This window comes from Lutibacter aestuarii (genome assembly GCF_042676885.1).
Taxonomy (GTDB): Bacteria; Bacteroidota; Bacteroidia; order Flavobacteriales; family Flavobacteriaceae; genus Lutibacter; species Lutibacter aestuarii.
Genome location: NZ_JBHTIC010000007.1, coordinates 59,025 through 85,448, shown reverse-complemented (window position 1 = coordinate 85,448; position 26,424 = coordinate 59,025). Strand labels below are relative to the sequence as shown.

The window sequence follows — 26,424 nt, the reverse complement described above, 5'->3', positions numbered from 1 at the left end:
GCCATTGCTTTTTTAGTGAAAAAATATTTTTTTAAATCTAAAAAGAATACTAATTGTGATTCAAATTGTAGTTGTTAGTTTGTTTTAACTCAAACCAACATCCAATGTCATCATAATAATAAACCCTCCAATAAAACCAAGCGTGGCAATATCTGTATATTTATCTCTTTGAGTTTCAGGAATAACTTCTTCAACTACAACAAATATCATTGCCCCAGCTGCAAAAGAAAGTGCATAAGGTAAAATTGGTTGAAAAGTCATTACAGCCCAAGCTCCTATTACTGCTGCAATAGGTTCGACAATTGCAGAAGATTGACCATATAAGAAGCTTTTCCATCTACTTAAACCTTGCCTTCTGATTGGCATAGACACTGCAAAGCCTTCTGGAAAGTTTTGTAATCCAATACCTATAGCTAAAGCCACTGCTCCACCAATAGTTGCTCCATCAAATCCAGCTGCAACTCCTCCAAATAAAACTCCAACTGCAAGTCCTTCAGGAATGTTATGTAGCGTAATTGCTAAAACTAATAAAGTTGTTCTATGCCAAGGAGTTTTTACACCTTCTTTTTCTGATTCTTTAAAGTTTACATGTAAATGAGGAAGCACTTTATCTAAACCAAATAAAAAAAGTGCCCCTAATGCAAAACCTACAACAGCTGGTATTACTTTAATAAAGCCTTCTCCAGGGCTCATTTCAATTCCAGGAGCTAATAAGCTCCAAAAACTAGCTGCTACCATAACTCCACCTGTAAACCCAAGCATTCCATCTAAAACAGCACGATTCATACCTTTAAATAAAAATACAAGTGCAGCTCCCAAAGCTGTTAAACCCCAAGTGAAAATTGTTGCATAAAACGCGGCTAAAATGGGATTAATACTTTCAAAGTAATTAATAATTTGTTCCATTAGTTATATTTTTTTTACAAATAAATTTTTTGATATAAGATGTGATATTGAAAATAATTCGTTATTAATTTCTATAGTAATTGAATTGTCAAACTCTTCTTTGGAGATTACTTTAATACTACTCCCTAAAGTTATTTTTTTAGAATCTAAGAATTTTAAAAAAGCAGAAGAAGAGTCTTTTACACCTAAAACCTTACAAGTGTTATTTTCTTCAATAGAGGAAAGCATTACGTTTTTATGATGTTCTATATTTCCTTCCTTATCTGGTATAGGATCTCCATGTGGATCGTGGGTAGGAAACTCTAAAAATTCTTCAAGTTTGTTAATTAAAGTGTCTGATTTTATATGTTCTAATTGTTCAGCTAAATCGTGTACTTCATCCCAAGCGTAGTTTAAATTATTTACTAAAAAAACTTCCCATAAGCGGTGTTTTCTAACAATTTTTACAGCAATTTGTTTTCCTTTAGAAGTAAGGTTAGTGCCTTGATATTTTTTATAGTCTACCAATTTTTTTTCTGATAATTTTTTAATCATATCTGTAACAGATGAGGCCTTGGTGTCTAATTCTTCAGCAATATTATTGGTGCTCACACTTTTTCCAGTATGTAACCCAATACTATAAATAGCTTTTAAATAATTTTCTTCTGTTTGACTTAACATAAGGTTTGTTTAGGCAAATATAATAAAATATTTAGATAAGTCTAAAAAATATAATAGGTTTGCAAAAATATTTACGAATGAATACCACTGAAAAAATACTTTTGTTTTTTATTTTAATAGCTAGTCAAAACTTATTTGCTCAGGAAATTGTAACGGATAGACCAGATCAAACAGAATCTTCTGTAACCATTGAGAAAAAAAACTTTCAAATTGAAAGTGGCGTCCTTTATTTTGTTGATAACGAAGAATCTATCAATAAATTTATAGCTCCTTCAATTTTAATTAGACATGGAATTACTAACAGTATTGAATTAAGAATGGCTTCACATTATGAAACTACTGAAGTTAACTTAATAGGTTTGAATGAAAAATATAGTGGATTTAATGATTTTGAATTTGGAGTTAAATTTCAAGTTTTAAATAAAATTGATCAAAATATTAAAATTGCATTTTTAACACATTTTTTAATTCCTACTGCAACTAAAGAATTGACAACCAATAGTACAGGTTTTATTAATAAACTGGCTATTTCTCATAATTTAACCTCAAAAATTGGATTGGGTTATAATATTGGATATAGCTTTGTAGAAAAAGAAAATTCATTAACATATTCATTGGCTTTAGGGTATTCAATTTCCAATACTATTGGTGTTTATATAGAACCTTATGGTAGTTGGGCTGAACAAAATCAAATTGAAACTAATTTTAATATGGGTTTTACATTTTTAGTAAATCCAAATTTACAACTAGATGTTTCTTATGGTACAGGATTGAATAATAAGATGAATTATTTTTCAACTGGTTTTAGCTGGAAAATTGATAACTTTTTAACAAAAAAGAATTTGTAATTTATTATTTTTGAGTAAAACCCAATAAAATGAATATAGTTATCTATGGTACAGGAGGTGTTGGCGGTTATTTTGGAGCACGATTGGAACAAGCAGGGAATAATGTAACGTTTATTGCGAGAGGTAAACACTTACAGACCATTCAACAACATGGATTGCAATTAAAAAGTATTAAAGGTAATTATTTAGTACATCCAGCAAATGCTGTTGATTCTATTTCAAAAGTTAAAGATATAGATCTTATTTTAATTGGTGTTAAAACTTGGCAATTACAAGAAGTTGCAAAAGAGATTAAACCTCATCTAGGGAAGAACACTATGGTAATTCCATTATTAAATGGTGTTGAAAATCAAAATATATTATGTTCAGTAATTGATAAAAAACATGTACTTGGTGGATTGTGTAAAATAGTAAGTATGATTGAAGATTATGGTGTGGTAAATCATGTTTCTTATGAGCCAACTATTGTTTTTGGAGAACTTGACAATAAAAAAACGAAGAGAGCATTGAAATTAGAAGAGTTGTTTTTAAAGGCTGGATTTAAAACAACCCTTACAGAAGATATTCAAACGGAAATTTGGACTAAATTTTTATTTATAACAACGGTGAGTGGTATGGGAGCATTAACACGTTCAACCATAGGAGAAATGTTAGAGAATGTTGAAATAAAATTATTAATGTACAAAGCCGCTGAAGAAGTTTTAGCAATAGCTAAGGTTCTACATATTAATTTACCAGAAAAAAGTATTGAAAAACAGTTTAAAATTATTGAAAGCCAACCTTATATTACAACAGCATCTTTGCAGCGTGATATTATGGAGGGAAAACCATCAGAGTTAGAAGCACAAAATGGAACCATTGTTAAACTTGGTGAAAAGTTAGGAGTTCCAACACCTATAAACTCCTTTATTTATAATTGTTTATTACCTCAAGAAAAAAGAGCTAGAGAATAGTTTAAGAAACTTTAATTTTTGATTTTTTACTAATCATATAAACTCCAATAATTACCATAAAACAGCTTAGTATTTTAATTAAATTAATGTCTTGTGCATATTTATCATGCCCAAATGAGTAGGCATAAATACTTACTATTATAAAACTTAAAACAGGTTGTAAATAAATATAGCTTCCATTTACCGAAGGAGGTACATGGCTTAGTGCATAAATATTAAATAAATAAGTTAAAAAGGTGGTTCCAATAATTACAAATGTTAATGCTAAATAGGTGTTGGTAGTAAATACACTAAAATTTGTAGTGATTAAATCTTTTATTCCAAAGGGAAGTACAAAAAGAAACCCAAATAAAAACACCCAGCTAATAACTGTAATGGCTTTATATTTTTTCATCAATGGTTTTACAAATACCAAATATAAACCATAAGAGCAAGCATTTAAAAAAACAAATAAATTTCCTAAAAACGAACTTGTTCCTTCCGCAGTTTTTCCATACAATATTAATAACACAGCTCCTATACCACCAATTAAAATGCCTAAATATTTATTGAGGGTAATTTTTTCTTTTAAAATAAAAGCACTTAATATTAAAACAATTACAGGAGTTGTTGTCATAATAATTGAAGCATCAATAGGGGAAGTTAAACTAAGTCCGTGAAAAAAAAGAAGCATATTTGTTGAAACTCCAAAGAGCCCACAAAAAGCTAGTAGTATAAAATCTTTTTTTTCAACTTTTTCTTTAACAAATTGTTTAACAATCCAAAACAAGATACCAGCAGTAAAAACTCTTAATAAAACCAAACCAGAAGGTTTAAAGTAATTTGGCATTAATCCTTTAGCTATTAAAAAATTGGCTCCATATATTATGTTGGCTCCAAGAAGTGCTAAATGAGCTTTGTAATTATTAGTACTCAAATTTAAATATGAATTAATTTTTTTGGAAAAGTACAAATAACTAAAACAATAAATAGGTATTATTTTACCTTTTTATAATGTTTTACTTCATCTAAAAAAGAAGAATAATTACTTTAAAGCTTCTAAAATAGTTTCAGTTTCTTGTTTTGCATATTCATAACCAATTTTATAAGCTTTGTCTATACCATTAGCGTCCAAAACACCAACTTTATCAATATTTTTTGGGGAGAATACATAATTGCATTCTGAAAATTTTTTAATATTACTAGCATCTAAGCCAATATGGTATACTCTATACATTAATTTCATAGATGAGTTAATCTCAGTTTTATCAATTTCTTCAATTGGGTTTACAAAACTTCCTAATATTATTGAACACGTATCTTTTAAAGGTTCAATAGGAAAATTATTTAGAACACCGCCATCGGAATATAAATTTCCATTCACTTCAATAGGTGAAAAAATAGGAGGTAATGCACAAGAGGCAATCAATGGTTTTATAAGTTGTCCAGAATTAAAAAAATCTAACGTTCCATTTAATAAGTTTGTAGCTGTAATGGTTAAAGGTTTTTTTAAACTTTCAAAAGAATCTTCGGGAAAATATTTTTTAAAAAAAGTAATGTATTTTTCACTATCCATAATTCCAGGCTTATTTAAAGCATATAATGATAGTTTTAATAAAGGAGTTTGTTTAAAAAACAACAACATTTCTTCAGGTTGATATCCAGCAGCATATAAAGCTGAAACTAAAGCGCCAGCACTGGTGCCTGAAACTTGAGTTGGAACAATATTGTTTTCAAGTAAAACTTTTAAAAAACCAATGTGGGCAATTCCTCTCACTCCTCCACCAGAGAGTACTAAACCAATTTCTTTTTCCATAATAGCGTTAAAAATTAGAGTACTTGTTATCTGAGTTTAATTAATTTTTGTTCTATAAAAATACGCTTTATAATTATATATATAAAACGTAACTTTGCGCTTTTAAAAAGGAACAGATAGCATGGAATACAATTTTAGAGAAATTGAAGCAAAATGGCAGAAATTTTGGGCAGATAATCAAACTTTTAAAGCTGAAAACACCTCAGAAAAACCTAAATTTTATGTGTTAGATATGTTTCCATATCCATCGGGGGCAGGATTGCATGTGGGTCATCCTTTAGGATATATAGCTTCTGACATATATGCTAGGTACAAACGTCATAAAGGATTTAATGTGATGCATCCTCAAGGCTATGACTCTTTTGGTTTACCAGCAGAACAATATGCTATTCAAACTGGACAACATCCTGCAATTACTACAGAAGCAAATATTGCTACTTATAGAAAACAATTAGATAAAATAGGTTTTTCATTCGATTGGTCTAGAGAAGTAAGAACTTCAGATCCAAATTATTATAAATGGACGCAATGGATTTTTATTCAATTATTTGAATCTTACTATTGCAATGAAGCAAATCAGGCCAGAGCTATTTCCGAATTAATTCAAATTTTTGAAACTGAAGGAAACAGTAAAATAAATGCAGCTTGCGACGAAGATACAGCTGTTTTTTCTGCTGAAGATTGGAAAAACTATTCTGAAGAGGAACAACAAAAAATATTATTAAAATACAGACTAACATTTTTATCGGAAACAGAAGTAAACTGGTGTCCTGCTTTAGGAACAGTATTAGCTAATGATGAAATTGTAAATGGCGTTTCTGAACGTGGTGGACATACTGTTGTTAGAAAAAAAATGAAGCAATGGAGTATGAGAATTACTGCTTACGCACAACGGTTATTAGATGGCTTGGATAAAATTGATTGGCCACAGCCGTTAAAAGATGCTCAAACATATTGGATTGGGCGTTCAGAAGGTGCTATGGTATCATTTAAAGTTGCTAATTTTGATGCTAAAATAGAGGTGTTTACTACGCGTCCTGATACAATTTATGGTGTGAGTTTTATGACCTTGGCTCCTGAGCATGAATTGGTCTCAAAAATTACTACGCCACAGCAAAAAGAAGCAGTTGAAGCTTATGTAAAAGCAACTGCAAAACGTAGTGAATTAGATAGAATGGCGGATGTAAAAACCATTTCTGGAGTTTTTACTGGAGCGTATGCATTGCATCCGTTTACTGGTGAAAAGGTGCAAATTTGGATTGGCGATTATGTATTAGCAAGCTATGGTACTGGAGCCGTAATGGCTGTACCTTGTGGAGACGAGCGTGACTATGCTTTTGCGAAACATTTTAATATTGAAATACCTAATATTTTTGAAGGAGTAGATATTTCTAACGAGGCATGTTCAACTAAAGAAGGAATTAAAATTGCAAATTCAGATTTCTTAAATGGCTTAACGTATAAAAAAGCCATGAAACGTATTATATACGAAATTGAACAAAAAGGAATTGGTTATGGAAAAATAAACTATCGTTTACGCGATGCCGTTTTTAGTCGTCAGCGTTATTGGGGAGAACCATTTCCAGTATATTATAAAAATGGCTTGCCACAAATGATAAGCAAAAAGTATTTACCAATTGTGTTACCAGAAGTAGAAAAGTATTTACCTACAGAAGATGGAAAACCACCATTAGGAAATGCAACTGTTTGGGCTTGGGATACTGTTAAAAATGAAGTTGTAAGTATTGATTTGATTAACGGTGAAACTATTTTTCCGTTAGAATTAAATACTATGCCAGGTTGGGCAGGAAGTTCGCAGTACTTTAATCGTTATATGGATGCTAATAATAACGAGGAAATGTTTTCTAAAGAAGCCATTAACTATTGGCAAGATGTAGATTTATACATTGGTGGTAGCGAGCACGCAACAGGGCATTTATTATACTCTCGTTTTTGGCAAAAATTTATGTTCGATAGAGGTTTTGTACCTACCGATGAATATGCAAAAAAACTCATTAACCAAGGAATGATTACTGGAACTAGTGCTTTTGTATATCGTGTTGAAGGTGAAAATAAATTTGTTTCAAAAGGGTTAAAGTCAAATTTTAAAGTTCAGCCAATCCATTCAGATGTTTCTTTTGTAAATGCTTCAGATGAATTAGATATAGAGGCTTTTAAAAACTGGAGAGAAGAATATAAAGAAGCAGAATTTATTTTAGAAGATGGAAAATACATTGTTGGGCGTGAAGTGGAAAAAATGTCCAAATCTAAGTACAATGTAGTAAATCCAGATGAAATTTGTGAAGAATACGGAGCAGATAGTTTGCGTTTATTTGAAATGTTTTTAGGGCCATTAGAACAATCTAAGCCTTGGAAAACTTCAGGTATTTCAGGGGTGTATAGTTTCTTAAAAAAATTATGGAAATTGTACATTGTTAATGGGGAGTTCTCAGTTTCTGATGATGCACCAACAAAGGATGAATTAAAAACATTGCATAAAACCATTAAAAAAGTTGAAGAAGATATCGCTAATTTTTCATTCAACACATCGGTTTCAACATTTATGATTGCGGTAAATGAATTAACAGCTTTAAAATGCAATAAACGTGCAATTTTAGAACCTTTAGCCATTATTATTGAACCTTATGCACCACATATTGCTGAAGAATTATGGCATAAATTAGGACATACATCTTCTGTAGCTACAGAAGATTTCCCTATTTTTGAAGCCCAACATTTGGTAGAAAGCAGTAAAGAATATCCAGTTTCATTTAATGGTAAAATGCGTTTCAAATTAGAACTGCCATTAGATATGAGTAAAGAAGATATTGAAAAAACAGTTTTGGCACATCAAAAAACACAAGATCAATTGCAAGGGAGAACTCCTAAAAAAGTGATTATTGTACCTGGAAAAATTATAAATATTGTAGGGTAAAAATTTAAATGATAGATACTTTCGAAATAGTAGGTTTAGTAGCTGCCTTTTTAACAACGTCAGCTTTTGTTCCACAAGTGTATAAAGCTTGGAAAACTAAATCTACCGAAAGTTTATCATTACCAATGTACCTTATATTTTTTATAGGAATTATGTTGTGGTTAATTTATGGATTCCATTTAAATAGTTTGGCCATGATAGTGTCGAATATTATTACTGGAATTTTAGCATTACTATTAATTATTCTAAAAATTAAACATCAATAGTGAAATTTCGAAATAATAAGAATTATAATCTCCGAAAAATTCATCGTTACTTAGGTATTTTTATTGGAATTCAATTTTTATTTTGGACACTAGGAGGTTTGTATTTTAGTTGGAATAATATGGATGATGTACACGGAGAAACCTTACTTAAACAAAATAAAAAATATTTTAAGAATATTAATTTTGATGTTTTTCAAAAAGGTGTTGATTCATTAAAAAAGGCAAAAGAGATAGACTCCATTCATTCTGTACAACTTATTGAAGCTTTTGAAGAGCCTTTAATTCAATTTAATTTTTTTAAAGAAACAGTTTTAAAAACCAAATTAATTTCTCCAATAACAGGGAGTATTCATCCACCATTTTCTAAAAGTGAATGTTTAAAATTAGTAAAACAACGGTTAAAAGATTCAACTCAACGTATTTTAAAAACTGAATTTATTGAAAAAAATACTGTTGGAAAACATCATGAATATAGAGGAAAACCTTTGCCGGCTTTTGCTTTCACTTTAAATCATCCATCTGAAACCATTGTTTATGTTGCTACTGAATTAGGGCAAATAACCAGTGTAAGAAATAATAACTGGAGACGTTTTGACTTTTTGTGGATGTTGCATACGATGGATTATTCTACTAGAGACCATATTACAAATTGGGTGCTTAGAGTATTTTCAGTCTTAGGAATAGCAACCATACTTTCAGGATTTTACCTATTCTATTTAACCTCTCCTACAATTAGAAAAATTAAAAATAAAAACAAGAAGTAATTTTTATATTTTAAACTAAGTTACTGGTATACTTATTGTTTCTTACCCTTAAATTTATTAAGTATATTTACTTCAAAATTAAGTATGAAACTAAAACATCTTTCATTACGAATTCGAATTTTTTTAGCAATGATTTTGTTGATATTGTTGGCTTCAATTTTAATTGCAGCAGTAACCATTTATCAATATAAAGAACAAACAGACGAATACAATCAAGGACGATTAGAAAGAAAAGAAGAATCGGTAAAAGCATCTATTAATTTTTGGTTAGAAAGAGGGAATACTTTCCCTGTAGATGAGCACAATTTATACAATATTTTTAAAGATAAAATCCACGAAATTTCAGCCATTGAGAAATTAGAAATCAATATTTATGATTTAAAAGGAAATATGGCCATTGGTACTCAATCTGGATTTGTGAAAAGTGATGCGCTTTCTAATTTATCTGATACAATTATCAATAACCTAATGAATAGCTTTAAGCATAGGTATATTAATATTAAAACCATTGAAGGAAATAGCTTTCAATCTTCTTATTCTTATATAACAGATAATAAATTTAAACCTATTGGAATTTTAAATTTAAGATATTTACAAGATAATACAGCGCAAGACAAAGATTTACAAGAGTTTTTAATTAGAATGGCGTATGTATATTTATTAATGTTTTTAATTGCAATTATTTTAGCTTATTTTATTTCTAGCTACATTACACGTTCTATAAAAGCGGTGACTGACAAAATGAGCTTAACTGGTTTAAATAGGCGTAACGAAAAAATATTTTTAAAAGATGCTAGTGCTGAGATGTACACACTAGTTAGTGCTTATAACGAAATGATTGATGAATTAGAAGAAAGCGCAGTAAAATTGGCAAAAGGTGAACGAGAACAAGCTTGGCGTGAAATGGCAAAGCAAGTAGCTCATGAAATAAAAAATCCATTAACCCCAATGCGATTAACAGTTCAAAGTTTTCAACGTAAGTTCGATCCAAATGATCCAAAAATTTATGAAAAAATCAATGAATTTAGTAAAACGTTGATTCAACAAATTGACACAATGAGTTCTATTGCTTCAGCTTTTTCAAATTTTGCAAAAATGCCAACTCAAAATAGAGAAGAACTAAATGTAGTTGAAGTTGTTAAATATGCTCTAGATATTTTTGCGGAAGATTATATTTCTTATTTTTCAGATAAAGAAGTAATTATTGCTGAATTAGATAAAACTCAATTGATAAGAATTGTTACCAATTTGGTTAAAAATGCAACTCAAGCTTTAATAGAAGTAGAAAACAAAAAAATTGAGATAACAGTTTCTGAAAAAAATGAGCAGGTGATTATAATTGTAGCCGATAATGGTAAAGGAATTTCAATAGAAGACAAAGAAAAAGTATTTGAACCAAAATTCACTACAAAATCTAGTGGAATGGGCTTAGGTTTAGGAATGGTAAAAAATATTGTAGAAGCTTATAATGGAACTATTGATTTTACTTCTCAAATAAATAAAGGAACTGTATTTAAAATAATAATACCTAAAAAATAACATGATGAATTTCGAAAATATATTAGTTCAACAAAATGAAGGAATTGCAAAAATTACTATAAATAGACCTTCAAAATTAAACGCATTAAATAAAAATACCATTGCAGAATTACACGAGGCTTTTAAACTTTTGGAAGTAGACAAAGCCGTAAAAGTAATTATTATAACTGGAAGTGGAGAAAAAGCTTTTGTTGCTGGAGCGGACATTTCTGAATTCGCAAACTTTAGTGTTGAGGAAGGAACAGAATTAGCAAGAAAAGGACAGGAAATTTTATTCGATTTTATTCAAAATTTAAGTACTCCAGTAATTGCAGCTATAAATGGGTTTGCTCTTGGAGGAGGATTAGAGTTGGCAATGGCTGCACATTTTAGGATAGCAAGTTCTAATGCAAAAATGGGGCTGCCAGAAGTAAGTTTAGGAGTTATTCCAGGTTATGGAGGAACACAACGGTTACCGCAATTGGTAGGAAAAGGAAAAGCGATGGAAATGATTATGTCTGCTAGTATGATTTCTGCTGAGGAAGCTAAAGAATGGGGGCTGGTAAATTATGTTGTTGAACAGGAAGAGCTAATACCATTATGTGAAAATGTAGCAGCTAAAATTATGAGAAATTCATCAGTAGCAATTGGAGCAGCCATTAAAGCGATAAATGCTAATTATACCAATTGTGTAAATGGTTATAGTGTAGAAATTGAAAACTTTGGAATTAGTTTTGGAACGGATGATTTTAAAGAGGGAACTACTGCTTTTTTGGAAAAAAGAAAACCTAACTTTTAAAACCTTATTTATAGGTTAAAGCAATATGAAAGAGCAACCTTTATTAAATTATATTAAAAACTATATTAGTTTAACTGAAGAGGAAGAAGAAATTCTACTCTCTAAAATAAGCTATAAGAAGTACTTGAAAGGGCAGTATTTAGTTCAACAAGGTGATGTTTGTAAACATGAATATTTTATCCTCTCTGGTTGCACCAAAACTTTTTATATGGATAATGAAGGGCAAGAACACATTATTTTATTTGCAATTGAAGATTGGTGGACTTCGGATATGGGGAGCTTTATAGCTCAAAAGCCAGCAGATTACAATGTTCAATGTATAGAAAATACAGAGCTCATTCAAATTTCGTACGAAGCAAATGAAGAACTGTATATTCAAATTCCTAAGTTAGAAAGGTTTTTTAGAAAAATTGTTGAACGCGCACTTGTTGCTTCACAAAAAAGAATTGTTAGAAACTTTAGCATGTCTGCTAAAGAGCGGTATTTAATTTTTAGAAAAAATTACCCAAAAATTGAACAACGAATTCCGCAGTATATGGTTGCTTCTTATTTAGGTATTACTAAAGAATTTTTGAGTAAAATTAAAAGTCAGCTAATTTTAGAACAATAAATGTTAAACTAGTTTAACATCATTTCATAATCTACTTTATTTTTTTACTAAATTGTAATTCAGACCTTTGTATTGTAAAATTAAATACAATAATCACATGAAAAAATCAATTAAAAATTTAGGAATTATAGCAATACTTGCATTCATTACTTTCTCATTTACAATGTTTAATAATGGAGACAAAGCTATTAAAGTTAAAGAAAGTAAAGTAGTTTGGAAAGGGTATAAAGTAACAGGATCACATGAAGGTGTTATAGGTATTAAGTCAGGAACGTTAAGTTTTACTGACGGAGAACTGACAGGAGGAGAAATTATCATGGATATGACTTCAATTAGTAACACTGATATGGAAGGTGAATATAAAACAAAATTAGAAGGACATTTAAAATCTGATGATTTTTTTGGTGTTAAAAGCCACCCAACATCAAAGTTAGTATTTCAAAATATTATAGCTACAGGTAAAAATTCTTACAAAATTTCAGGTAATTTAACCATTAAAGGAATTACCAAACCGATTACTTTTGATATGTCTATTTATGGCAATAAAGCAAATGCTTCATTAAAAATTGATAGAACTATGTACGATGTTAGATATGGTTCAACTGCCTTTTTTGATAATTTAAAAGACAAAGCAATTTATGACGAGTTTGATTTGGTGGCAGATTTAGAATTTTAATATTTTTTAAAAGTTAATAAATAGAAGTTTGGTTTATTTTAAACCATTCCATTCACTATAAAATTGCTGAAGAAAGGCTTCCATGTATTGGTGTCGTTCTTCAGCAATTTTTTTTCCTGAAGCGGTATTCATTTTATCTTTTAGCAACAATAACTTTTCATAAAAATGATTTATTGTTGGTGCTTCAGAATTTTTATACTCTTCTTTTGTTTGATTTAATTTTGGTTGAATTTGAGGGTTGTATAACGGTCTGTTTTTAAATCCACCATAATTAAAACATCTAGCTATTCCAATAGCACCAATAGCATCTAACCTATCGGCATCTTGAATAACAGCTAGCTCAGGAGAAGTAAAAGTTTGTTTAAAATTACCACCTTTATAAGATATATTTGTAATTATGTTTTCTATATGAAGTATAATTTCTTCTGAAACAGCAATTTTTTTTAAAAACTCACGAGCAACTTTAGGGCCTAAGGTTTCATCTCCACTGTGAAATTTTGAATCAGCAATATCATGTAATAATGCACCTAACTCAACTATAAAAATATCTACTTTTTCATTTTCAGCAATTAATTTGGCATTGTTCCAAACACGTAAAATATGAAACCAGTCGTGTCCACCTTCAGCATTTTTTAATGTTTGTTTTACAAACTCTTCAGTTTTAGAAATTATTAGTTGTTTATTCATCTTCTAAAAATAAAAAATCCGTTCAATTAATTAAACGGATTTTAAAGATTGTTTATAAGTTGTTTTTAACAATATTCTTCGTATGCTCCAGCTAAATTAGAAGCAATTACTTCTGCAGGTCTTCCTTCTATATGATGTCTTTCTAGCATATGAACTAATGCACCATCTTTAAATAATGCAATTGCCGGTGATGAAGGAGGAAAAGGAATCATAAACTCACGTGCTTTTGCAGTAGCTTCAGCATCAACACCTGCAAAAACAGTAACTAAATTTTTAGGTGTTTTATCAAAGTTTAAAGAAACAATAGCGCCGGGTCTTGCTGTCCCAGCTGCACAACCACATACCGAATTTACAACAACCAAAGTTGTTCCTTCTTGTTTTAATGCTTGTTCAACATCTTGCGCTGTGTGTAATGATTTAAAACCTGCACTTTCTAATTCTTGTTGCATCGGTTTTACTAATTCTGGTGGATACATATTTTTAAATTTTTTTGTTAGACGTAATTTGTGTGCAAATATAACAGTTTAATTACTAAAAGTTTATTATTATTTTAACAAGTATAACCAAAGTTATACTTTAGCTAAACTAATATTTCAATGTATCTTTGTGCTTTTAAAAAATAGTATGGCAAATTTTATAAAATGGTTAGGAGCCGGTTTAGGTTTTGCAGTAGGTGGACCAATAGGAAGTGTTTTAGGATATGTGGTTGGAAACTTTATTGAAGGTTTTACAGCAAGTGACGTAGAACGTGCAAAAGCATATAGAGCTACAAGTGCAAATACTCAATCAGGTGATTTTGAAATAAGTTTATTACTACTTTCGGCTGTTGTAATTAAGGCTGATGGTAATATTGATCAGCGAGAGTTGTCGTATGTAAGACTACATTTTATCAATATGTATGGTGAGCAAAGAGCAAATCATGCGTTTAAATTATTTAAAGGATTTATAAAAAACAACAATGTTTCTACAAGGCAAGTTTGTTTACAAATTCGCCAAAACATGACACATGCTACGCGTTTACAATTACTTCATTTTTTATTTGGAATTGCAAAAGCTGATGGCGCGGTTAATGAAGCAGAAGTAAATTCAATTAAAACAATTGCTGGATATTTATATATCAATCAATATGATTTTGAATCTATTAAAGCTATGTTTTATGACAGTTCTGAAAGTGCTTATAAAATTTTAGAAATTAATAAATCTGCTACTAATGAAGAGGTTAAAAAAGCGTATAGAAAAATGGTGAAAAAATACCACCCTGATAAATTACAACACTTAGGAGAAGAACATGTAAAAGGTGCTGAAGATAAGTTTAAACAAGTGCAAAAAGCATACGAACAAATTCAAAAAGAAAGAGGACAGTTTTAAGATAAGTACAGTTTTAGTTCTTTTGGGCCTTCTAATACAGACTTTACAATTTGTAATGTTCCATCTTTTTTAGAAATGATATGCCATTTAATGAGTGATATTTTCATAGCTACAATTTCAATACCAGTTATAGAACGAGGATGCACGCAACTTCCATCATTAAAATAAGGCAATTCGTTGGGTTCTGGAAACCGAGGTCTATGTGTGTGTCCAGCAATTACCATTTGATTATTATTCGCTAAAATCCATTTTTTTAAACGACGTTCAACTTTTATTAATTCTTTATAATTTTTAGCAGGACTCGTAGGATCTTTTATACCTACTATTTGAAGTGGTTTCCATAAAACTCGGACTAAAAATCGACTCCATTTCCATCCTACATAATTGTAAAAATCAGCTTGATGCCCGTGAATTAACAAGATATCTTTTTTAAAACCTTCTGGCTCTAAAACAATACCTTCATTAAAGGTTAAGCCAGTTAATAAATCTTTTTGGGTTCCAGTAATTTTATCAAAATAAGTATTAAAAAGGCTTGCAGCTTTTTTTTCATTTTTTAAAGTCATATCATGATTTCCCCAAATCATATGCAGTCGGTTTTTTTGATAAAATTCTTTTAAAAGCATAAAAACATTTTTATGAGCTTCAAAAATCTCATTAAAAAATAAATTTTCCCAAAGTTCAATACCGTCGCCTAATTCAATATAGATAAAGTCATTTTCATAATAGTTTCTTAAAGCATGATAGTAAATATTACTATTGTTTGCAAAATCATCTGCGTAACTATTATCCCCTCTATGACAGTCACTAAAAAATATAAATTTTGAGTCTTTTTTTAGAGGAATTCTTTTAGCGTTTTTATAAGAATTTGATATAATATTTTGAATCATATTTGGATATAAAATGAATGCAAATGTAAACTTAATTTAAATCTGTTAAATTCAGGGAATTAACAAAATAATTTTTTACAATTTATAAAATGATATTTTCAATAAAATACGTAATTTCGCAAACTAATTGAATTAAAGTAGTAAAATGAGTAAAAAGTTTAGAGAATATAAGGGTTTGAACCTCACTAAAGTAGCAGATGAAACTTTAGCGTTTTGGGAAGCTTCAACTATTTTCGAAAAAAGTATAGCAACAAGAAATGATAATAAACCGTTTGTATTTTTTGAAGGACCTCCTTCAGCAAATGGATTACCTGGTATTCACCATGTGATGGCACGTGCTATAAAAGACATTTTTTGTAGGTATAAAACTTTACAAGGCTTTCAAGTTAAAAGAAAAGCAGGATGGGATACTCACGGACTGCCAATTGAATTAGGAGTTGAAAAAGAGCTAGGGATAACCAAAGAAGATATTGGTAAAAAAATAACCATTGAAGAATATAACGAAGCTTGTAAAAAAGCGGTGATGCGTTATACCGATGTTTGGAATGATTTAACAAAGCGTGTTGGTTATTGGGTAGATATGGAAGATCCATACGTAACATACAAACCAAAATACATGGAAACGGTTTGGTGGTTGTTGGCTCAAATGTATAAAAAAGGGCTAATTTATAAAGGATATACCATTCAACCGTATTCACCAAAAGCAGGAACAGGTTTAAGCTCACATGAATTAAATCAGCCAGGAACCTATCAAGATGTTACCGATACCACAGCCGTAGCTCAGTTTAAAGCAATTAAAAACACCTTGCCAACCATGTTGCAAAATGTTGAAGGAGATGTGCACTTTTTGGCTTGGACTACTACTCCTTGGACCTTACCATCAAACACAGCATTAACTGTTGGAAAAAAGATAGACTATGTGTTGGTAAAATCTTTTAATCAATATACATTTAAACCAGTCAATGTAATTTTAGCCAAAAATTTGGTTGGTAAACAATTTTCAGGAAAGTTTTTTGAAGTAGAAAATGAATCACAACTTTCTGAATATAAAGAAAACGACAAAAAGATTCCTTATATAATTGTTAATGAATTTAAAGGAGTTGATATTTTAGAGGCTAAATATGAACAATTATTACCATACGTATTACCTTACAAAAATCCAGAAAATGCATTTAGAGTTATTGCAGGAGATTTTGTAACAACGGAAGATGGTACAGGTATTGTACATACCGCACCAACTTTTGGTGCTGATGATGCTTTGGTTGCAAAACAAGCAAGCCCAGAAGTGCCGCCAATGTTAGTGTTAGATGATTTTGGAAATCCTGTTCCTTTAGTAGATTTGCAAGGAAGATTTACAAAACATATGGGTGAATTTGCTGGGAAATATGTGAAAAATGAATATTATAATGAAGGGGAGACGCCAGAGCGTTCATTAGATGTAGATATTGCAATTAAACTAAAAGAAGAAAACAAAGCATTTCATGTAGAAAAATATCGTCACAGTTACCCACATTGTTGGAGAACCGATAAACCTGTTTTATATTATCCTTTAGATTCTTGGTTTATCAAAGTAACTGATAAGCGTGATAGAATGTTTGAGTTGAATGAAACAATTAACTGGAAACCAAAATCTACTGGAGAAGGTCGTTTTGGAAACTGGTTAAAAAATGCCAACGACTGGAATTTATCTCGTTCACGTTACTGGGGAATTCCATTGCCAATTTGGAGAACCGAAGATGGAACAGAAGAACTTATTATAGGTTCAGTTAAAGAGTTGAAAGCTGAAATGAAAAAATCTGTAGAAGCAGGATTGATGGAAGCTGATATTTTTGCCGATTTTGAAGTTGGAAATATGAGTGAAGCAAACTATGATAAAATAGATCTTCATAAAAACGTAGTTGATGGAATTATTTTAGTTTCTCCTAAAGGGCAACCAATGAAACGCGAATCAGATTTAATTGATGTTTGGTTCGATTCAGGTTCGATGCCTTATGCACAATGGCATTATCCTTTTGAAAATAAAGAACTTATTGACGAAAAAAAATTCTTCCCAGCCGATTTTATTGCAGAAGGAGTTGACCAAACTCGAGGCTGGTTTTATACCTTGCATGCCATTGGAACCATGGTTTTTGATTCAGTAGCTTATAAAAACGTAGTTTCAAACGGATTGGTTTTAGATAAAGAAGGTAAAAAAATGTCTAAACGTTTAGGAAATGCCATAGATCCGTTTGAAACAATGGATAAATATGGAGCAGATGCTACGCGTTGGTATATGATTTCAAATGCAAATCCTTGGGATAACTTAAAATTTGATATTGAAGGGATTGATGAGGTTAGAAGAAAATTCTTTGGAACATTATACAATACCTACTCTTTCTTTGCATTATATGCTAATTTAGATAATTTTACTTACGCTGAAGATGAAATTAAAATTAAAGATAGACCAGAAATAGATCGTTGGATTTTATCTGAACTAAATACATTGATTAAAAATGTTGAAAAATTCTATGAAGAATATGAGCCAACTAAAGCAGCTCGTGCTATTCAAGATTTTGTTTCAGAAAATTTAAGTAATTGGTTTGTGCGTTTAAGTAGAAGACGTTTTTGGAAAGGTGAATATGAACAAGATAAAATTTCAGCCTATCAAACATTATACACTTGTATGCTAAATGTAGCTAAGTTAGCTTCTCCAATAGCTCCGTTCTTTATGGATAACCTTTACAAAGATTTAATTTCAGTTACTGAAAAAGAAAACTTTGAATCCATACATTTAGCTGAATTTCCAAAGTATGATGAAAATTTAGTAGATGAAAAATTGGAACACAAAATGCAACAGGCTCAAAAAATTTCATCTATGGTGTTATCGTTGCGTAAAAAAGAAATGATAAAAGTTCGCCAGCCTTTACAACGAATAATGATTCCAGTTTTAGATGAAGAAAGTAGAGAAGAAATTTTAGCTGTTGAAAACTTGATAAAATCTGAAGTAAATGTCAAAGAAATTGAATTGATTGATGACGCTTCAGGAATATTAGTTAAAACCATAAAACCGAATTTTAAAGTGCTTGGACCTAAATTTGGAAAGGATATGAGGTTTGTGGCACAAGCAATTCAAAATTTAACTCAAGAAGATATTTCAAATGTTGAAAAACAAGGAGAAATTGAGTTAAATGTAAATGAAAATGTTGTAAATTTAACCATAGATGAAGTTGAGATAACCTCACAAGATATAGAAGGTTGGCTTGTAGCTAACCAAGGTGGTTTAACAGTGGCTTTAGATGTAACAATATCAGATGAATTACGTAAAGAAGGAAATGCCCGTGAACTTATAAATAGAGTTCAAAACTTACGAAAAGAAACAGGCTTAGATGTTACAGATAAAATTAAGCTAATTATTCAAAAAAATGATATATTAGAGCGCTCAATTGAGGCAAATGAAAATTATATTAAAACCGAAACATTAACAAACGAATTGGTGTTTGAAGAAATGTTAGAAAAAGGCATAGAAATTGCTTTTGATGATGTAAACACTAAAATATTAATTGAAAAAGTTTAAGTTATGAATGAAAATAATAATAGATATTCTGATAAGGATTTAGCTGAATTTAAAGAGATTATTTTAAAGAAAATTAAACATGCAGAAGAAGATTTAGCGTTGTTAAAAAGTAGCTTTAAAAACGATAGTAGTAATGGAACAGATGATACTTCTCCAACTTTTAAAGCCTTTGAAGACGGTTCTGAAACCATGTCTAAAGAAGCCAATGTACAGTTAGCAATACGTCAAGAAAAATTTATTAGAGATTTAAAAAACGCACTTATACGTATTGAAAATAAAACATATGGTGTGTGTCGTGTTACAGGAAAGCTAATTCAAAAGGAACGCCTAAAATTAGTTCCGCATGCAACATTAAGCATTGAAGCAAAAAACATGCAACAATAAAATATTGTTTTTTTAATAGTTAAGAAGCTTCCTAAACTTTGGAAGCTTCATTTTTTAATACCGTTCAATAAAATCAAAAAAATTGAAAAAATCCATTCTCATTATCGTTTTAGTCTTATTAATAGATCAAATTAGTAAAATATACATAAAAACTAATTTTTTATATGGTGAAGAGGTGGTAGTTTTCGATTGGTTTCGTATTCATTTTATTGAAAATAACGGAATGGCTTGGGGAGCCGAATTTGGAGGAAAAGCAGGAAAGTTATTTTTAACAATATTTAGATTATTTGCAATTACAGGTATTGGATATTGGCTATATTCCTCTATTAAAAAAGGAGCTCCTAATATTTTAATAGTAGCAATTTCTTTAATTTTTGCTGGTGCATTAGGAAATATTATAGATTCCGTTTTTTACGGTATCATTTTCGATACTCCTCTAAATGCTACAGCCACATTATTTGCTGAAAAGCCTTACGGTGAATTATTTCATGGCAAAGTTGTAGACATGCTTTACTTTCCAATTTGGAGTGGAAATCTCCCAGAATGGTTCCCAATTTGGGGCGGAAAACCTTTTACATTTTTTAACGCAATTTTTAATATAGCCGATACCGCAATTTCTACAGCGGTAGGGTTGTTAATAGTATTTAATAAAAAAGCATTTCCAAAAACATAGTGCTTAATTAATTTCAATAAAAAATGAACTTTTAATTTGTTTATTAATACACTAATCGTAATATTGCAATAAAGTAATTAAAGAGATGGGAGTAACTAAAAAAGAAAAATTTAATCAGGAGCAAAATGAAATTGCAACCGTAGCTAAAGTATTTGCACATCCTGCTAGAATAGCCATTATACAGCAATTATTTAAATTGAACGCTTGTGTTTGCGGAGATTTAGTGAATGAGATTGGGCTAGCTCAACCAACTATTTCTCAGCATTTAAAAGAATTAAAGAATTTAGGAATAATAAAAGGTGAAGTAGAAGGTACAAGTGTTTGTTATTGTATAAATGATGAAGTTTGGAACAAAACTAAAAAACTTTTCGTCAATTTTTTAAATCAAAATATACATTCAGAAAAGAATTGTTGTTAACACTTAATCTAAATTAAAAATAATTATGACTTTAGAACAAATTAAACAGCATTTAAAAGAATTAGACACAATAGCTTTTCAATTGCCAGATGGAAGTTTGGTGCCGCGCCATTTTCATGTAACTGAGGTAGGAAAAATAACGAAACATTTTATTGATTGTGGTGGAACAATAAGAAATGAAGAAGTTGTAAATTTTCAATTATGGGAAGCTAACGATTACGACCATCGTTTACATCCTGAAAAATTAATTCATATCATTGAGCTATCTGATAGGCTTTTAAATATTGGAGATTTAAATATTGAAATAGAGTATCAAGGACCTACAATTGGTAAATATGGCTTGGATTTTGACGGAACCAATTTTTTATAAACTATTAAACAAACAGATTGTTTAGCAAAAAATAATTGTAAGATACCTGAGCATAAAACAAACACAGCCCTTTCTGAATTACCAAAAGAAGCTAATAGCTGTTGCACTCCAAGCTCAAATTGTTGTTAAATGAGTTACAAAAAAATAGGTAATTTATTATATTAATTAAAAATGAAAAAAAAATTAAGTTTTTTAGATAGTTATTTAACGTTATGGATATTCATGGCAATGTTATTAGGTGTTGGAATTGGGTATTTTATTCCATCATTTTCTACACAAATAAATTCTTTTAGTAGGGGAACCACAAATATTCCAATCGCTATTGGTTTAATTATTATGATGTATCCACCATTGGCTAAAGTAAATTACTCCTTACTTCCAAAGGTGTTTAAAAACGTGAAAATTTTAACTATTTCGTTATTATTAAACTGGATAATAGGACCAGTATTAATGTTTATTTTAGCACTCATTTTTTTACAAGATTATCCAGAGTATATGGTAGGCTTAATTTTAATTGGGTTGGCTCGTTGTATTGCAATGGTATTAGTATGGAACGATCTTGCGGAAGGAAGTAGTGAGTATGGAGCTGGATTAGTTGCCTTAAATAGTGTTTTTCAAGTATTTGCTTATAGTTTTTATGCTTGGTTGTTTATCACTGTTTTGCCTCCATATTTTGGGTTTAAAGGTGCAATTGTAGATATTTCTATAACAACAATTGCAGAAAGTGTTGCTATTTATTTGGGAGTTCCATTTTTACTTGGAATTTTAAGCAGAATTATTTTGGTGAAGTTAAAAGGAGAACAATGGTATACTCAAAAATTCATTCCTACAATTTCACCACTAACGTTAATTGCTCTATTATTTACAATTGTTGTAATGTTTTCATTAAAAGGAGAATTAATTGTTGAAATTCCAATGGATGTATTAATAATTGCAGTTCCATTATTGATTTATTTTGCGATAATGTTTTTTATTGGTTTTATTACCACTAAAGCTATGGGGGCAACATACGACAAAACTGCTGCAGTTGCATTTACAGCAGCAGGAAATAATTTTGAACTTGCCATTGCCGTTGCTATAGCTGTATTTGGGCTTAACTCTGGTCAAGCTTTTACAGGCGTTATTGGTCCATTGGTTGAGGTTCCAGCACTTATTTTATTAGTGCGTGTTTCTTTTTGGTTGAAAAAAAAGTATTTTAAATAAAAAAAATGATTCAAAGATGATCTTTATCATCTTTGAATTTAAATTCCAATCGTAAATTTGCGATAAACAATGAAAAGAACAATAGAACATATCGAGTACCATAAAGACACAGAACAATTAGCGCGTTTTGCTAAAGCTTTAGGGCATCCTACACGAATAGCCATTTTAAAATATCTTAAAAATCAATCTTGTTGTTTTACTGGTGATTTAGTTGAAGTATTTCCTTTAGCACAATCAACCATTTCACAACATTTGAAAGAACTAAAGAATGCTGGCTTAATCCAAGGAGAATTAAATCCCCCTAAAATAAAGTATTGTATCAATAAAGATAATTGGAAGGTTGCAAAAGAGTTATTGAGCCAATTTTTTAATTGATGTTTTAAATGAATTGGTTCACTGTTTTAAATAAATATTAAACATAATACAATGAATATTTTAATTAAAGTGTTAGGAACAGGTTGTGCAAAATGCAAACAAACCACCGAGGTTATTCAACAAGTAGTAAATGAAAATAAGCTAAAAATTGAGATTGAAAAAGTAGAAGACATTATGAAAATAATGGAATACAATGTGATGTCTACACCTGCAGTGGTTATGAATGATGAAGTTGTGATAAAGGGTAGAGTTCCTTCAAAAGAAGAAATAAAAGAAATTTTGTTGGCAAACAAAACAATTGAAGATTTAGATAAACCAAGTGAAGGTTGTTGTTCTAATAATACTTGTTGTTAATAATCATCTATAATGTTTGATTGGATTCAAAAATTAGCCAATTGGTTGGTATATGATTCCTTGGAAATGACGCAAGGCACACATTTGGCTAAAGCCTTAAACTTTTTTATTTACGATACCATAAAAATTATACTCTTATTAGTTGTTATCATTTTTTTAATGGGAATTGTAAACAGTTATTTTCCTATTGATAAAGTTAGAAATTACCTTTCTAGAAATAAATTATATGGGTTAGAATACTTAATGGCAAGTTTATTTGGAGTGGTTACTCCTTTTTGTTCTTGCTCTTCAGTTCCTTTATTTATTGGTTTTGTAAAAGGAGGAATTCCATTAGGAGTAACTTTTGCGTTTTTAATTACTTCTCCTTTAGTAAATGAAGTTGCCATTGGATTATTTTTAGGTCTTTTCGGAGTCAAAACTACACTAATCTATATTATAAGTGGCATTTTACTTGGGGTTGTTTCAGGATTTATTTTAGGCAAATTTAACTTGGAGCAATTTTTAACTCCTTGGGTAAAAAATGTACTTGAAAACTCACAACGAGAAGAAGCCGTTTTTAAAGCTGAAAAAACACCTTTTATAATGCGTTTGCCAACTATTTGGAAAGAAGAAAAGAGTATTTTAAAAGGAGTAATTCCATATGTTATTGTTGGGATAGCCGTTGGAGGGTTAATGCATGGATATATTCCTGAAGGTTTTTTTGAAACATATATGGCGAAAGATAATTTATTAGCGGTTCCATTAGCAACTATTATGGCCGTACCAATGTATTTGAACGCTTCAGGTATTTTACCAATAGTTCAAGTATTGGTTTTAAAAGGAATTCCTTTAGGTACAGCAATCGCTTTTATGATGGGGGTTGTTGGACTTTCTTTGCCAGAAGCAATGCTTTTAAAAAAAGTAATGACATTTAAGTTAATTGGAATTTTCTTTGGAGTAGTCACACTTTGCATTATCATTTCAGGATATATATTTAACCTTATTTTTTAACTATTTAAAAATTTTAAAAATGAAAAATTCATACAAGGCATTAGTAATTTTAATTCTTAACTTATTCTTGTTTTCTATTAATGGAAAAGCACAAAATAAGAATCTGATTCAGGTTTTTGATTTTCATACAACTAACCGATGTGTTACTTGTAAAGCTATTGAGGCAAATACCAAATATACATTAGAAACGTACTTTAAAAAAGAATTAGAAAGCGGTAAAATTATTTTTAAAGTAATTAATATTGATAAAGAAGAAAATCATCAAATAGCTGAAAAATTTTATGCATCAGGAACTTCGTTGTTTTTAAATGTGATAAATAATGGAGATGAAAAACAAGTAGATCTAACTCAATTTGCTTTTATGTATGGTAAAAAACAACAAGAATTTTCTGAAAAATTGAAAACTAAATTAGAAAAGCAACTGCAAAAAGTATAAATGGATTTTTTACAATCACTTATTGAAAATTACAATATACCAATTATTTCTGCTTTAGCCCTTGGGTTAATGACAGCAATTAGTCCTTGCCCTTTAGCAACAAATATTACCGCTACAGCATATATTTCAAAAAATATTTCAAGCAAAAAAAAAGTATTTTTAAGTGGAATTTTATATTCTTTTGGTAGAGCATTTAGCTATACCATTATTGGATTAATTTTATTTTTTGGAGCTAGTAAATATCATGTGGCACGTTTTTTTAGTCAAAATGGAGAAAAATATTTAGGGCCTTTGTTAATTATTATTGGGCTAATCATGCTAAATATAATTCGATTAAAAATTTTAAACAAAGTCAATTTTACTGAAAAATTATCTGAAAAATTTACAAACAAAGGACTGTTAGGCTCTTTTGTAATAGGTGCAATTTTTGCTTTAGCATTTTGCCCTTACAGTGGTGCGTTATATTTTGGAATATTAATTCCAATGACTATTACAAATATTGATGGATTATACTTACCTATTATTTTTGCATTAGGTACAGGGTTACCAGTTATAATATTTACATATTTATTAGCTTTTACGGCAAATAAAATAGGGCTTTTTTATACTAGAATTACAAAAATCGAAAAACTTATAAGAATAACAGCTGGAATAATTTTTATGATTACAGGAGTTTACTATGTATTAATTTTTGCAGAAATAATAGCTTAATTGATGCTCTTTAATTCTTCAACAAATTTTAATAAATCGTCAATTTCAACATGGTCCATCATAATTACTTTATACCAATTGTTATTTCCTTCATGCGTTTGAGGCACTAAACCAAATTTTTGAGCTAATTTAGAAGGAACATATTCAGATTTTAGTGTAACTATGTTCATAAATGGATCTCTAAAATATTCAATATTTAGATCATCTAGTTGTTTGCAGAACCATTCGGTACGTAGTAAAAGCGTATTTATTTTTTCAAACCACCCATAATACCCATAACTAAATAAAATCATCCAAACAGCTATAGCATTTGCTCCAGAACGACTTCCAACAATGGTTAAATCCATCCCATCAACATATTGAGCTTCTTTAGTTAAAACATTTTCAATTAATCCTTTTCTACATAAAAATACCCCAGTTCCATAAGGAGCTTGTAGCATTTTATGAGCATCAATTGTTATAGACGATACATTTGGATTTTGAAAGTTAATAGTAGAATTTTTATTTGATATTGGATAAATAAACCCTCCAAAAGCTCCATCAACATGTATTTTAAACGTAACCTTATGTTTATTTAAAATTTTTGCATACGTATCTGGATTATCTACAGACCCAAACATAGTTGTAGCCATATTTGAAATTACCATAAAGTATTTTTTTCCTTTAGCAATTAAATCAGCCACAATAGCATCTAGTTCATCAACTAAGATTTCTCTTGAATTAAAATCAACAGGTATTTGAATATTATCAACGCTTAATAAATTAGAGCCTTTATTAACAGAATAATGTGTGTCTTTGGTAGATAAAATCACCATCTCATCTAAAGTAGCATTGTATTCTTTTTTATATAAATTTCTATAAATCCAAAGTGCTTGTATATTAGCTTCAGTTCCTCCTGTAGCAATATAACCATCATACTCATTTTCTTTAGCTTTGAAAATATCTTCAGCAAGAACCTTTACCACTTCTTTTTCCAACTCTTGAGAGCCTTTAAAAGCAGGTTCAGATTTTCCTAACGTATGGCAACCAATATTATTTGGGTTAGCAATAAATGATTTTAACAAGGGAGAATCATTTAAAAAAGCCCCACTAGTATTAAACACATTTTCATCTAATTTTGAAACAGGATATCCTAAGTGCTTACTATTTTGAAAATCTATGGTTGAAGCTAAAGCTTCATCAATTCTTTTAATTAATTGTTCCTTTGAATATTTTTTCCAGTATTTCATTCATTTACAGTTTATATATTATTTAAAAAAAGCTTAGTAAATTATAGTTTTTTAAA

28 protein-coding genes and 1 pseudogene are annotated in these 26,424 nt (G+C 29.8%); 21 read left to right on the top strand and 8 right to left on the bottom strand.

Annotation, left to right across the window (positions count from 1 at the left end; genetic code table 11):
* Window positions 1-84: 84 nt before the first annotated feature.
* Together ACFQZW_RS07540 and ACFQZW_RS07535 are read right to left on the bottom strand one after the other, a co-directional pair.
* On the bottom strand, window positions 85-906 hold the full coding sequence (locus ACFQZW_RS07540; RefSeq protein ID WP_298265705.1) for a ZIP family metal transporter: 822 nt from the start codon (window positions 904-906) through the stop codon (window positions 85-87).
* A 3-nt stretch (window positions 907-909) separates the two neighbouring features.
* Window positions 910-1,566: a metal-dependent transcriptional regulator gene (locus ACFQZW_RS07535; RefSeq protein ID WP_298265707.1), complete on the bottom strand. Its 657-nt coding sequence runs from the start codon at window positions 1,564-1,566 to the stop codon at window positions 910-912.
* Between the two features lie 77 nt (window positions 1,567-1,643).
* On the opposite strand from ACFQZW_RS07535, the gene ACFQZW_RS07530 reads away from it, so the two are divergent.
* Window positions 1,644-2,414, top strand: coding sequence for a transporter (locus ACFQZW_RS07530; RefSeq protein ID WP_386782132.1), 771 nt, complete (start codon window positions 1,644-1,646; stop codon window positions 2,412-2,414).
* Between the two features lie 29 nt (window positions 2,415-2,443).
* Window positions 2,444-3,367, top strand: a complete 924-nt coding sequence (locus tag ACFQZW_RS07525; protein ID WP_298265711.1) for a ketopantoate reductase family protein — start codon at window positions 2,444-2,446, stop codon at window positions 3,365-3,367.
* A gap of 1 nt (window position 3,368) precedes the next feature.
* Here the strand turns inward: ACFQZW_RS07525 and ACFQZW_RS07520 are convergent, their stop codons facing one another.
* Window positions 3,369-4,283 (bottom strand): DMT family transporter, encoded by a 915-nt coding sequence (locus ACFQZW_RS07520; RefSeq protein WP_386782130.1) that lies wholly within the window; start codon window positions 4,281-4,283, stop codon window positions 3,369-3,371.
* Window positions 4,284-4,391: 108 nt separating this feature from the next.
* On the bottom strand, window positions 4,392-5,162 hold the full coding sequence (locus ACFQZW_RS07515; protein ID WP_298265715.1) for a patatin-like phospholipase family protein: 771 nt from the start codon (window positions 5,160-5,162) through the stop codon (window positions 4,392-4,394).
* A gap of 121 nt (window positions 5,163-5,283) precedes the next feature.
* Here ACFQZW_RS07515 and leuS point away from each other — a divergent pair, with 121 nt between their 5' ends.
* The 7 genes from leuS (at window position 5,284) to ACFQZW_RS07480 (ending at window position 12,730) form a co-directional block, all read left to right on the top strand.
* Window positions 5,284-8,097 carry a leucine--tRNA ligase gene (gene leuS / locus ACFQZW_RS07510; RefSeq protein ID WP_386782127.1) on the top strand — a complete coding sequence of 938 codons (2,814 nt, stop codon included), beginning with the start codon at window positions 5,284-5,286 and terminating at the stop codon, window positions 8,095-8,097.
* An 8-nt stretch (window positions 8,098-8,105) separates the two neighbouring features.
* Window positions 8,106-8,363, top strand: coding sequence for a SemiSWEET family sugar transporter (locus ACFQZW_RS07505; RefSeq protein ID WP_298265718.1), 258 nt, complete (start codon window positions 8,106-8,108; stop codon window positions 8,361-8,363).
* Complete coding sequence (locus tag ACFQZW_RS07500) at window positions 8,363-9,127, top strand: hypothetical protein (RefSeq protein WP_386782124.1); 765 nt, start codon at window positions 8,363-8,365, stop codon at window positions 9,125-9,127. The genes ACFQZW_RS07505 and ACFQZW_RS07500 overlap by 1 nt, the downstream gene beginning before the upstream one ends.
* Before the next feature lie 84 nt (window positions 9,128-9,211).
* Window positions 9,212-10,666 (top strand): sensor histidine kinase, encoded by a 1,455-nt coding sequence (locus ACFQZW_RS07495; RefSeq protein ID WP_386782122.1) that lies wholly within the window; start codon window positions 9,212-9,214, stop codon window positions 10,664-10,666.
* A 4-nt stretch (window positions 10,667-10,670) separates the two neighbouring features.
* Window positions 10,671-11,444, top strand: coding sequence for an enoyl-CoA hydratase/isomerase family protein (locus ACFQZW_RS07490; RefSeq protein WP_386782120.1), 774 nt, complete (start codon window positions 10,671-10,673; stop codon window positions 11,442-11,444).
* A gap of 25 nt (window positions 11,445-11,469) precedes the next feature.
* The gene (locus ACFQZW_RS07485) at window positions 11,470-12,054 is read left to right on the top strand and encodes a Crp/Fnr family transcriptional regulator (protein ID WP_298265724.1); all 585 of its coding nucleotides are present in this window, start codon (window positions 11,470-11,472) and stop codon (window positions 12,052-12,054) included.
* Between the two features lie 97 nt (window positions 12,055-12,151).
* Window positions 12,152-12,730: a YceI family protein gene (locus ACFQZW_RS07480; protein ID WP_372802507.1), complete on the top strand. Its 579-nt coding sequence runs from the start codon at window positions 12,152-12,154 to the stop codon at window positions 12,728-12,730.
* 33 nt (window positions 12,731-12,763) lie between these two features.
* On the opposite strand, the gene ACFQZW_RS07475 is transcribed toward ACFQZW_RS07480, so the two are convergent.
* Together ACFQZW_RS07475 and ACFQZW_RS07470 are read right to left on the bottom strand one after the other, a co-directional pair.
* Window positions 12,764-13,417 (bottom strand): HD domain-containing protein, encoded by a 654-nt coding sequence (locus ACFQZW_RS07475; protein WP_298265728.1) that lies wholly within the window; start codon window positions 13,415-13,417, stop codon window positions 12,764-12,766.
* Window positions 13,418-13,482: 65 nt separating this feature from the next.
* Window positions 13,483-13,893, bottom strand: coding sequence for a BrxA/BrxB family bacilliredoxin (locus ACFQZW_RS07470; RefSeq protein WP_298265730.1), 411 nt, complete (start codon window positions 13,891-13,893; stop codon window positions 13,483-13,485).
* A gap of 148 nt (window positions 13,894-14,041) precedes the next feature.
* Between ACFQZW_RS07470 and ACFQZW_RS07465 the strand changes: the two genes are divergently transcribed.
* A complete protein-coding gene (locus ACFQZW_RS07465) occupies window positions 14,042-14,785 on the top strand; it encodes a TerB family tellurite resistance protein (protein WP_298265732.1) in 744 nt (247 codons plus the stop codon).
* Here the strand turns inward: ACFQZW_RS07465 and ACFQZW_RS07460 are convergent.
* The gene (locus ACFQZW_RS07460; protein WP_298265733.1) at window positions 14,782-15,672 is read right to left on the bottom strand and encodes a metallophosphoesterase; all 891 of its coding nucleotides are present in this window, start codon (window positions 15,670-15,672) and stop codon (window positions 14,782-14,784) included. The genes ACFQZW_RS07465 and ACFQZW_RS07460 overlap by 4 nt on opposite strands.
* Before the next feature lie 145 nt (window positions 15,673-15,817).
* Between ACFQZW_RS07460 and ileS the strand changes: the two genes are divergently transcribed.
* From ileS to ACFQZW_RS07405, 11 genes and pseudogenes are all read left to right on the top strand, one after another.
* Complete coding sequence (gene ileS / locus ACFQZW_RS07455; protein WP_386782115.1) at window positions 15,818-19,225, top strand: isoleucine--tRNA ligase; 3,408 nt, start codon at window positions 15,818-15,820, stop codon at window positions 19,223-19,225.
* Window positions 19,226-19,228: 3 nt separating this feature from the next.
* On the top strand, window positions 19,229-19,609 hold the full coding sequence (locus ACFQZW_RS07450) for a TraR/DksA family transcriptional regulator (RefSeq protein WP_298265737.1): 381 nt from the start codon (window positions 19,229-19,231) through the stop codon (window positions 19,607-19,609).
* Between the two features lie 82 nt (window positions 19,610-19,691).
* The gene (locus tag ACFQZW_RS07445) at window positions 19,692-20,282 is read left to right on the top strand and encodes a lipoprotein signal peptidase (RefSeq protein WP_386782112.1); all 591 of its coding nucleotides are present in this window, start codon (window positions 19,692-19,694) and stop codon (window positions 20,280-20,282) included.
* Between the two features lie 85 nt (window positions 20,283-20,367).
* Complete coding sequence (locus tag ACFQZW_RS07440) at window positions 20,368-20,700, top strand: ArsR/SmtB family transcription factor (protein ID WP_298287812.1); 333 nt, start codon at window positions 20,368-20,370, stop codon at window positions 20,698-20,700.
* A gap of 25 nt (window positions 20,701-20,725) precedes the next feature.
* Window positions 20,726-21,199 (top strand): annotated as a pseudogene (locus ACFQZW_RS07435) (DUF6428 family protein).
* Window positions 21,200-21,241: 42 nt separating this feature from the next.
* A complete protein-coding gene (arsB, locus tag ACFQZW_RS07430) occupies window positions 21,242-22,273 on the top strand; it encodes an ACR3 family arsenite efflux transporter (protein WP_298287814.1) in 1,032 nt (343 codons plus the stop codon).
* 69 nt (window positions 22,274-22,342) lie between these two features.
* On the top strand, window positions 22,343-22,648 hold the full coding sequence (locus ACFQZW_RS07425; RefSeq protein ID WP_298265746.1) for an ArsR/SmtB family transcription factor: 306 nt from the start codon (window positions 22,343-22,345) through the stop codon (window positions 22,646-22,648).
* Between the two features lie 51 nt (window positions 22,649-22,699).
* Window positions 22,700-23,002 (top strand): thioredoxin family protein, encoded by a 303-nt coding sequence (locus ACFQZW_RS07420; RefSeq protein WP_372802185.1) that lies wholly within the window; start codon window positions 22,700-22,702, stop codon window positions 23,000-23,002.
* A 12-nt stretch (window positions 23,003-23,014) separates the two neighbouring features.
* Window positions 23,015-23,992 carry a permease gene (locus ACFQZW_RS07415; protein WP_386782107.1) on the top strand — a complete coding sequence of 326 codons (978 nt, stop codon included), beginning with the start codon at window positions 23,015-23,017 and terminating at the stop codon, window positions 23,990-23,992.
* Between the two features lie 19 nt (window positions 23,993-24,011).
* Window positions 24,012-24,428, top strand: coding sequence for a nitrophenyl compound nitroreductase subunit ArsF family protein (locus ACFQZW_RS07410; RefSeq protein WP_386782105.1), 417 nt, complete (start codon window positions 24,012-24,014; stop codon window positions 24,426-24,428).
* Complete coding sequence (locus ACFQZW_RS07405) at window positions 24,429-25,139, top strand: aromatic aminobenezylarsenical efflux permease ArsG family transporter (protein WP_386782103.1); 711 nt, start codon at window positions 24,429-24,431, stop codon at window positions 25,137-25,139.
* On the opposite strand, the gene ACFQZW_RS07400 is transcribed toward ACFQZW_RS07405, so the two are convergent.
* Window positions 25,136-26,368, bottom strand: coding sequence for a pyridoxal-dependent decarboxylase (locus tag ACFQZW_RS07400; protein WP_298287826.1), 1,233 nt, complete (start codon window positions 26,366-26,368; stop codon window positions 25,136-25,138). The genes ACFQZW_RS07405 and ACFQZW_RS07400 overlap by 4 nt on opposite strands.
* Window positions 26,369-26,424: the final 56 nt, after the last annotated feature.

What these genes read in the sequence shown, in the direction of transcription:
- ACFQZW_RS07495 (WP_386782122.1), top strand. Translation starts at nt 9,212, where the DNA reads ATGAAACTAAAACATCTTTCATTACGAATTCGAATTTTTTTAGCAATG.
- ACFQZW_RS07540 (WP_298265705.1), bottom strand. Translation starts at nt 906, where the DNA reads ATGGAACAAATTATTAATTACTTTGAAAGTATTAATCCCATTTTAGCC.
- ACFQZW_RS07410 (WP_386782105.1), top strand. Translation starts at nt 24,012, where the DNA reads ATGAAAAATTCATACAAGGCATTAGTAATTTTAATTCTTAACTTATTC.
- leuS (WP_386782127.1), top strand. Translation starts at nt 5,284, where the DNA reads ATGGAATACAATTTTAGAGAAATTGAAGCAAAATGGCAGAAATTTTGG.
- ACFQZW_RS07405 (WP_386782103.1), top strand. Translation starts at nt 24,429, where the DNA reads ATGGATTTTTTACAATCACTTATTGAAAATTACAATATACCAATTATT.
- ACFQZW_RS07490 (WP_386782120.1), top strand. Translation starts at nt 10,671, where the DNA reads ATGAATTTCGAAAATATATTAGTTCAACAAAATGAAGGAATTGCAAAA.
- ACFQZW_RS07505 (WP_298265718.1), top strand. Translation starts at nt 8,106, where the DNA reads ATGATAGATACTTTCGAAATAGTAGGTTTAGTAGCTGCCTTTTTAACA.
- ACFQZW_RS07525 (WP_298265711.1), top strand. Translation starts at nt 2,444, where the DNA reads ATGAATATAGTTATCTATGGTACAGGAGGTGTTGGCGGTTATTTTGGA.
- ACFQZW_RS07515 (WP_298265715.1), bottom strand. Translation starts at nt 5,162, where the DNA reads ATGGAAAAAGAAATTGGTTTAGTACTCTCTGGTGGAGGAGTGAGAGGA.
- ACFQZW_RS07450 (WP_298265737.1), top strand. Translation starts at nt 19,229, where the DNA reads ATGAATGAAAATAATAATAGATATTCTGATAAGGATTTAGCTGAATTT.
- ACFQZW_RS07425 (WP_298265746.1), top strand. Translation starts at nt 22,343, where the DNA reads ATGAAAAGAACAATAGAACATATCGAGTACCATAAAGACACAGAACAA.
- ACFQZW_RS07420 (WP_372802185.1), top strand. Translation starts at nt 22,700, where the DNA reads ATGAATATTTTAATTAAAGTGTTAGGAACAGGTTGTGCAAAATGCAAA.
- ACFQZW_RS07530 (WP_386782132.1), top strand. Translation starts at nt 1,644, where the DNA reads ATGAATACCACTGAAAAAATACTTTTGTTTTTTATTTTAATAGCTAGT.
- ACFQZW_RS07400 (WP_298287826.1), bottom strand. Translation starts at nt 26,368, where the DNA reads ATGAAATACTGGAAAAAATATTCAAAGGAACAATTAATTAAAAGAATT.
- ACFQZW_RS07480 (WP_372802507.1), top strand. Translation starts at nt 12,152, where the DNA reads ATGAAAAAATCAATTAAAAATTTAGGAATTATAGCAATACTTGCATTC.
- arsB (WP_298287814.1), top strand. Translation starts at nt 21,242, where the DNA reads ATGAAAAAAAAATTAAGTTTTTTAGATAGTTATTTAACGTTATGGATA.
- ACFQZW_RS07415 (WP_386782107.1), top strand. Translation starts at nt 23,015, where the DNA reads ATGTTTGATTGGATTCAAAAATTAGCCAATTGGTTGGTATATGATTCC.
- ACFQZW_RS07440 (WP_298287812.1), top strand. Translation starts at nt 20,368, where the DNA reads ATGGGAGTAACTAAAAAAGAAAAATTTAATCAGGAGCAAAATGAAATT.
- ACFQZW_RS07485 (WP_298265724.1), top strand. Translation starts at nt 11,470, where the DNA reads ATGAAAGAGCAACCTTTATTAAATTATATTAAAAACTATATTAGTTTA.
- ACFQZW_RS07535 (WP_298265707.1), bottom strand. Translation starts at nt 1,566, where the DNA reads ATGTTAAGTCAAACAGAAGAAAATTATTTAAAAGCTATTTATAGTATT.
- ACFQZW_RS07470 (WP_298265730.1), bottom strand. Translation starts at nt 13,893, where the DNA reads ATGTATCCACCAGAATTAGTAAAACCGATGCAACAAGAATTAGAAAGT.
- ileS (WP_386782115.1), top strand. Translation starts at nt 15,818, where the DNA reads ATGAGTAAAAAGTTTAGAGAATATAAGGGTTTGAACCTCACTAAAGTA.
- ACFQZW_RS07460 (WP_298265733.1), bottom strand. Translation starts at nt 15,672, where the DNA reads ATGATTCAAAATATTATATCAAATTCTTATAAAAACGCTAAAAGAATT.
- ACFQZW_RS07475 (WP_298265728.1), bottom strand. Translation starts at nt 13,417, where the DNA reads ATGAATAAACAACTAATAATTTCTAAAACTGAAGAGTTTGTAAAACAA.
- ACFQZW_RS07465 (WP_298265732.1), top strand. Translation starts at nt 14,042, where the DNA reads ATGGCAAATTTTATAAAATGGTTAGGAGCCGGTTTAGGTTTTGCAGTA.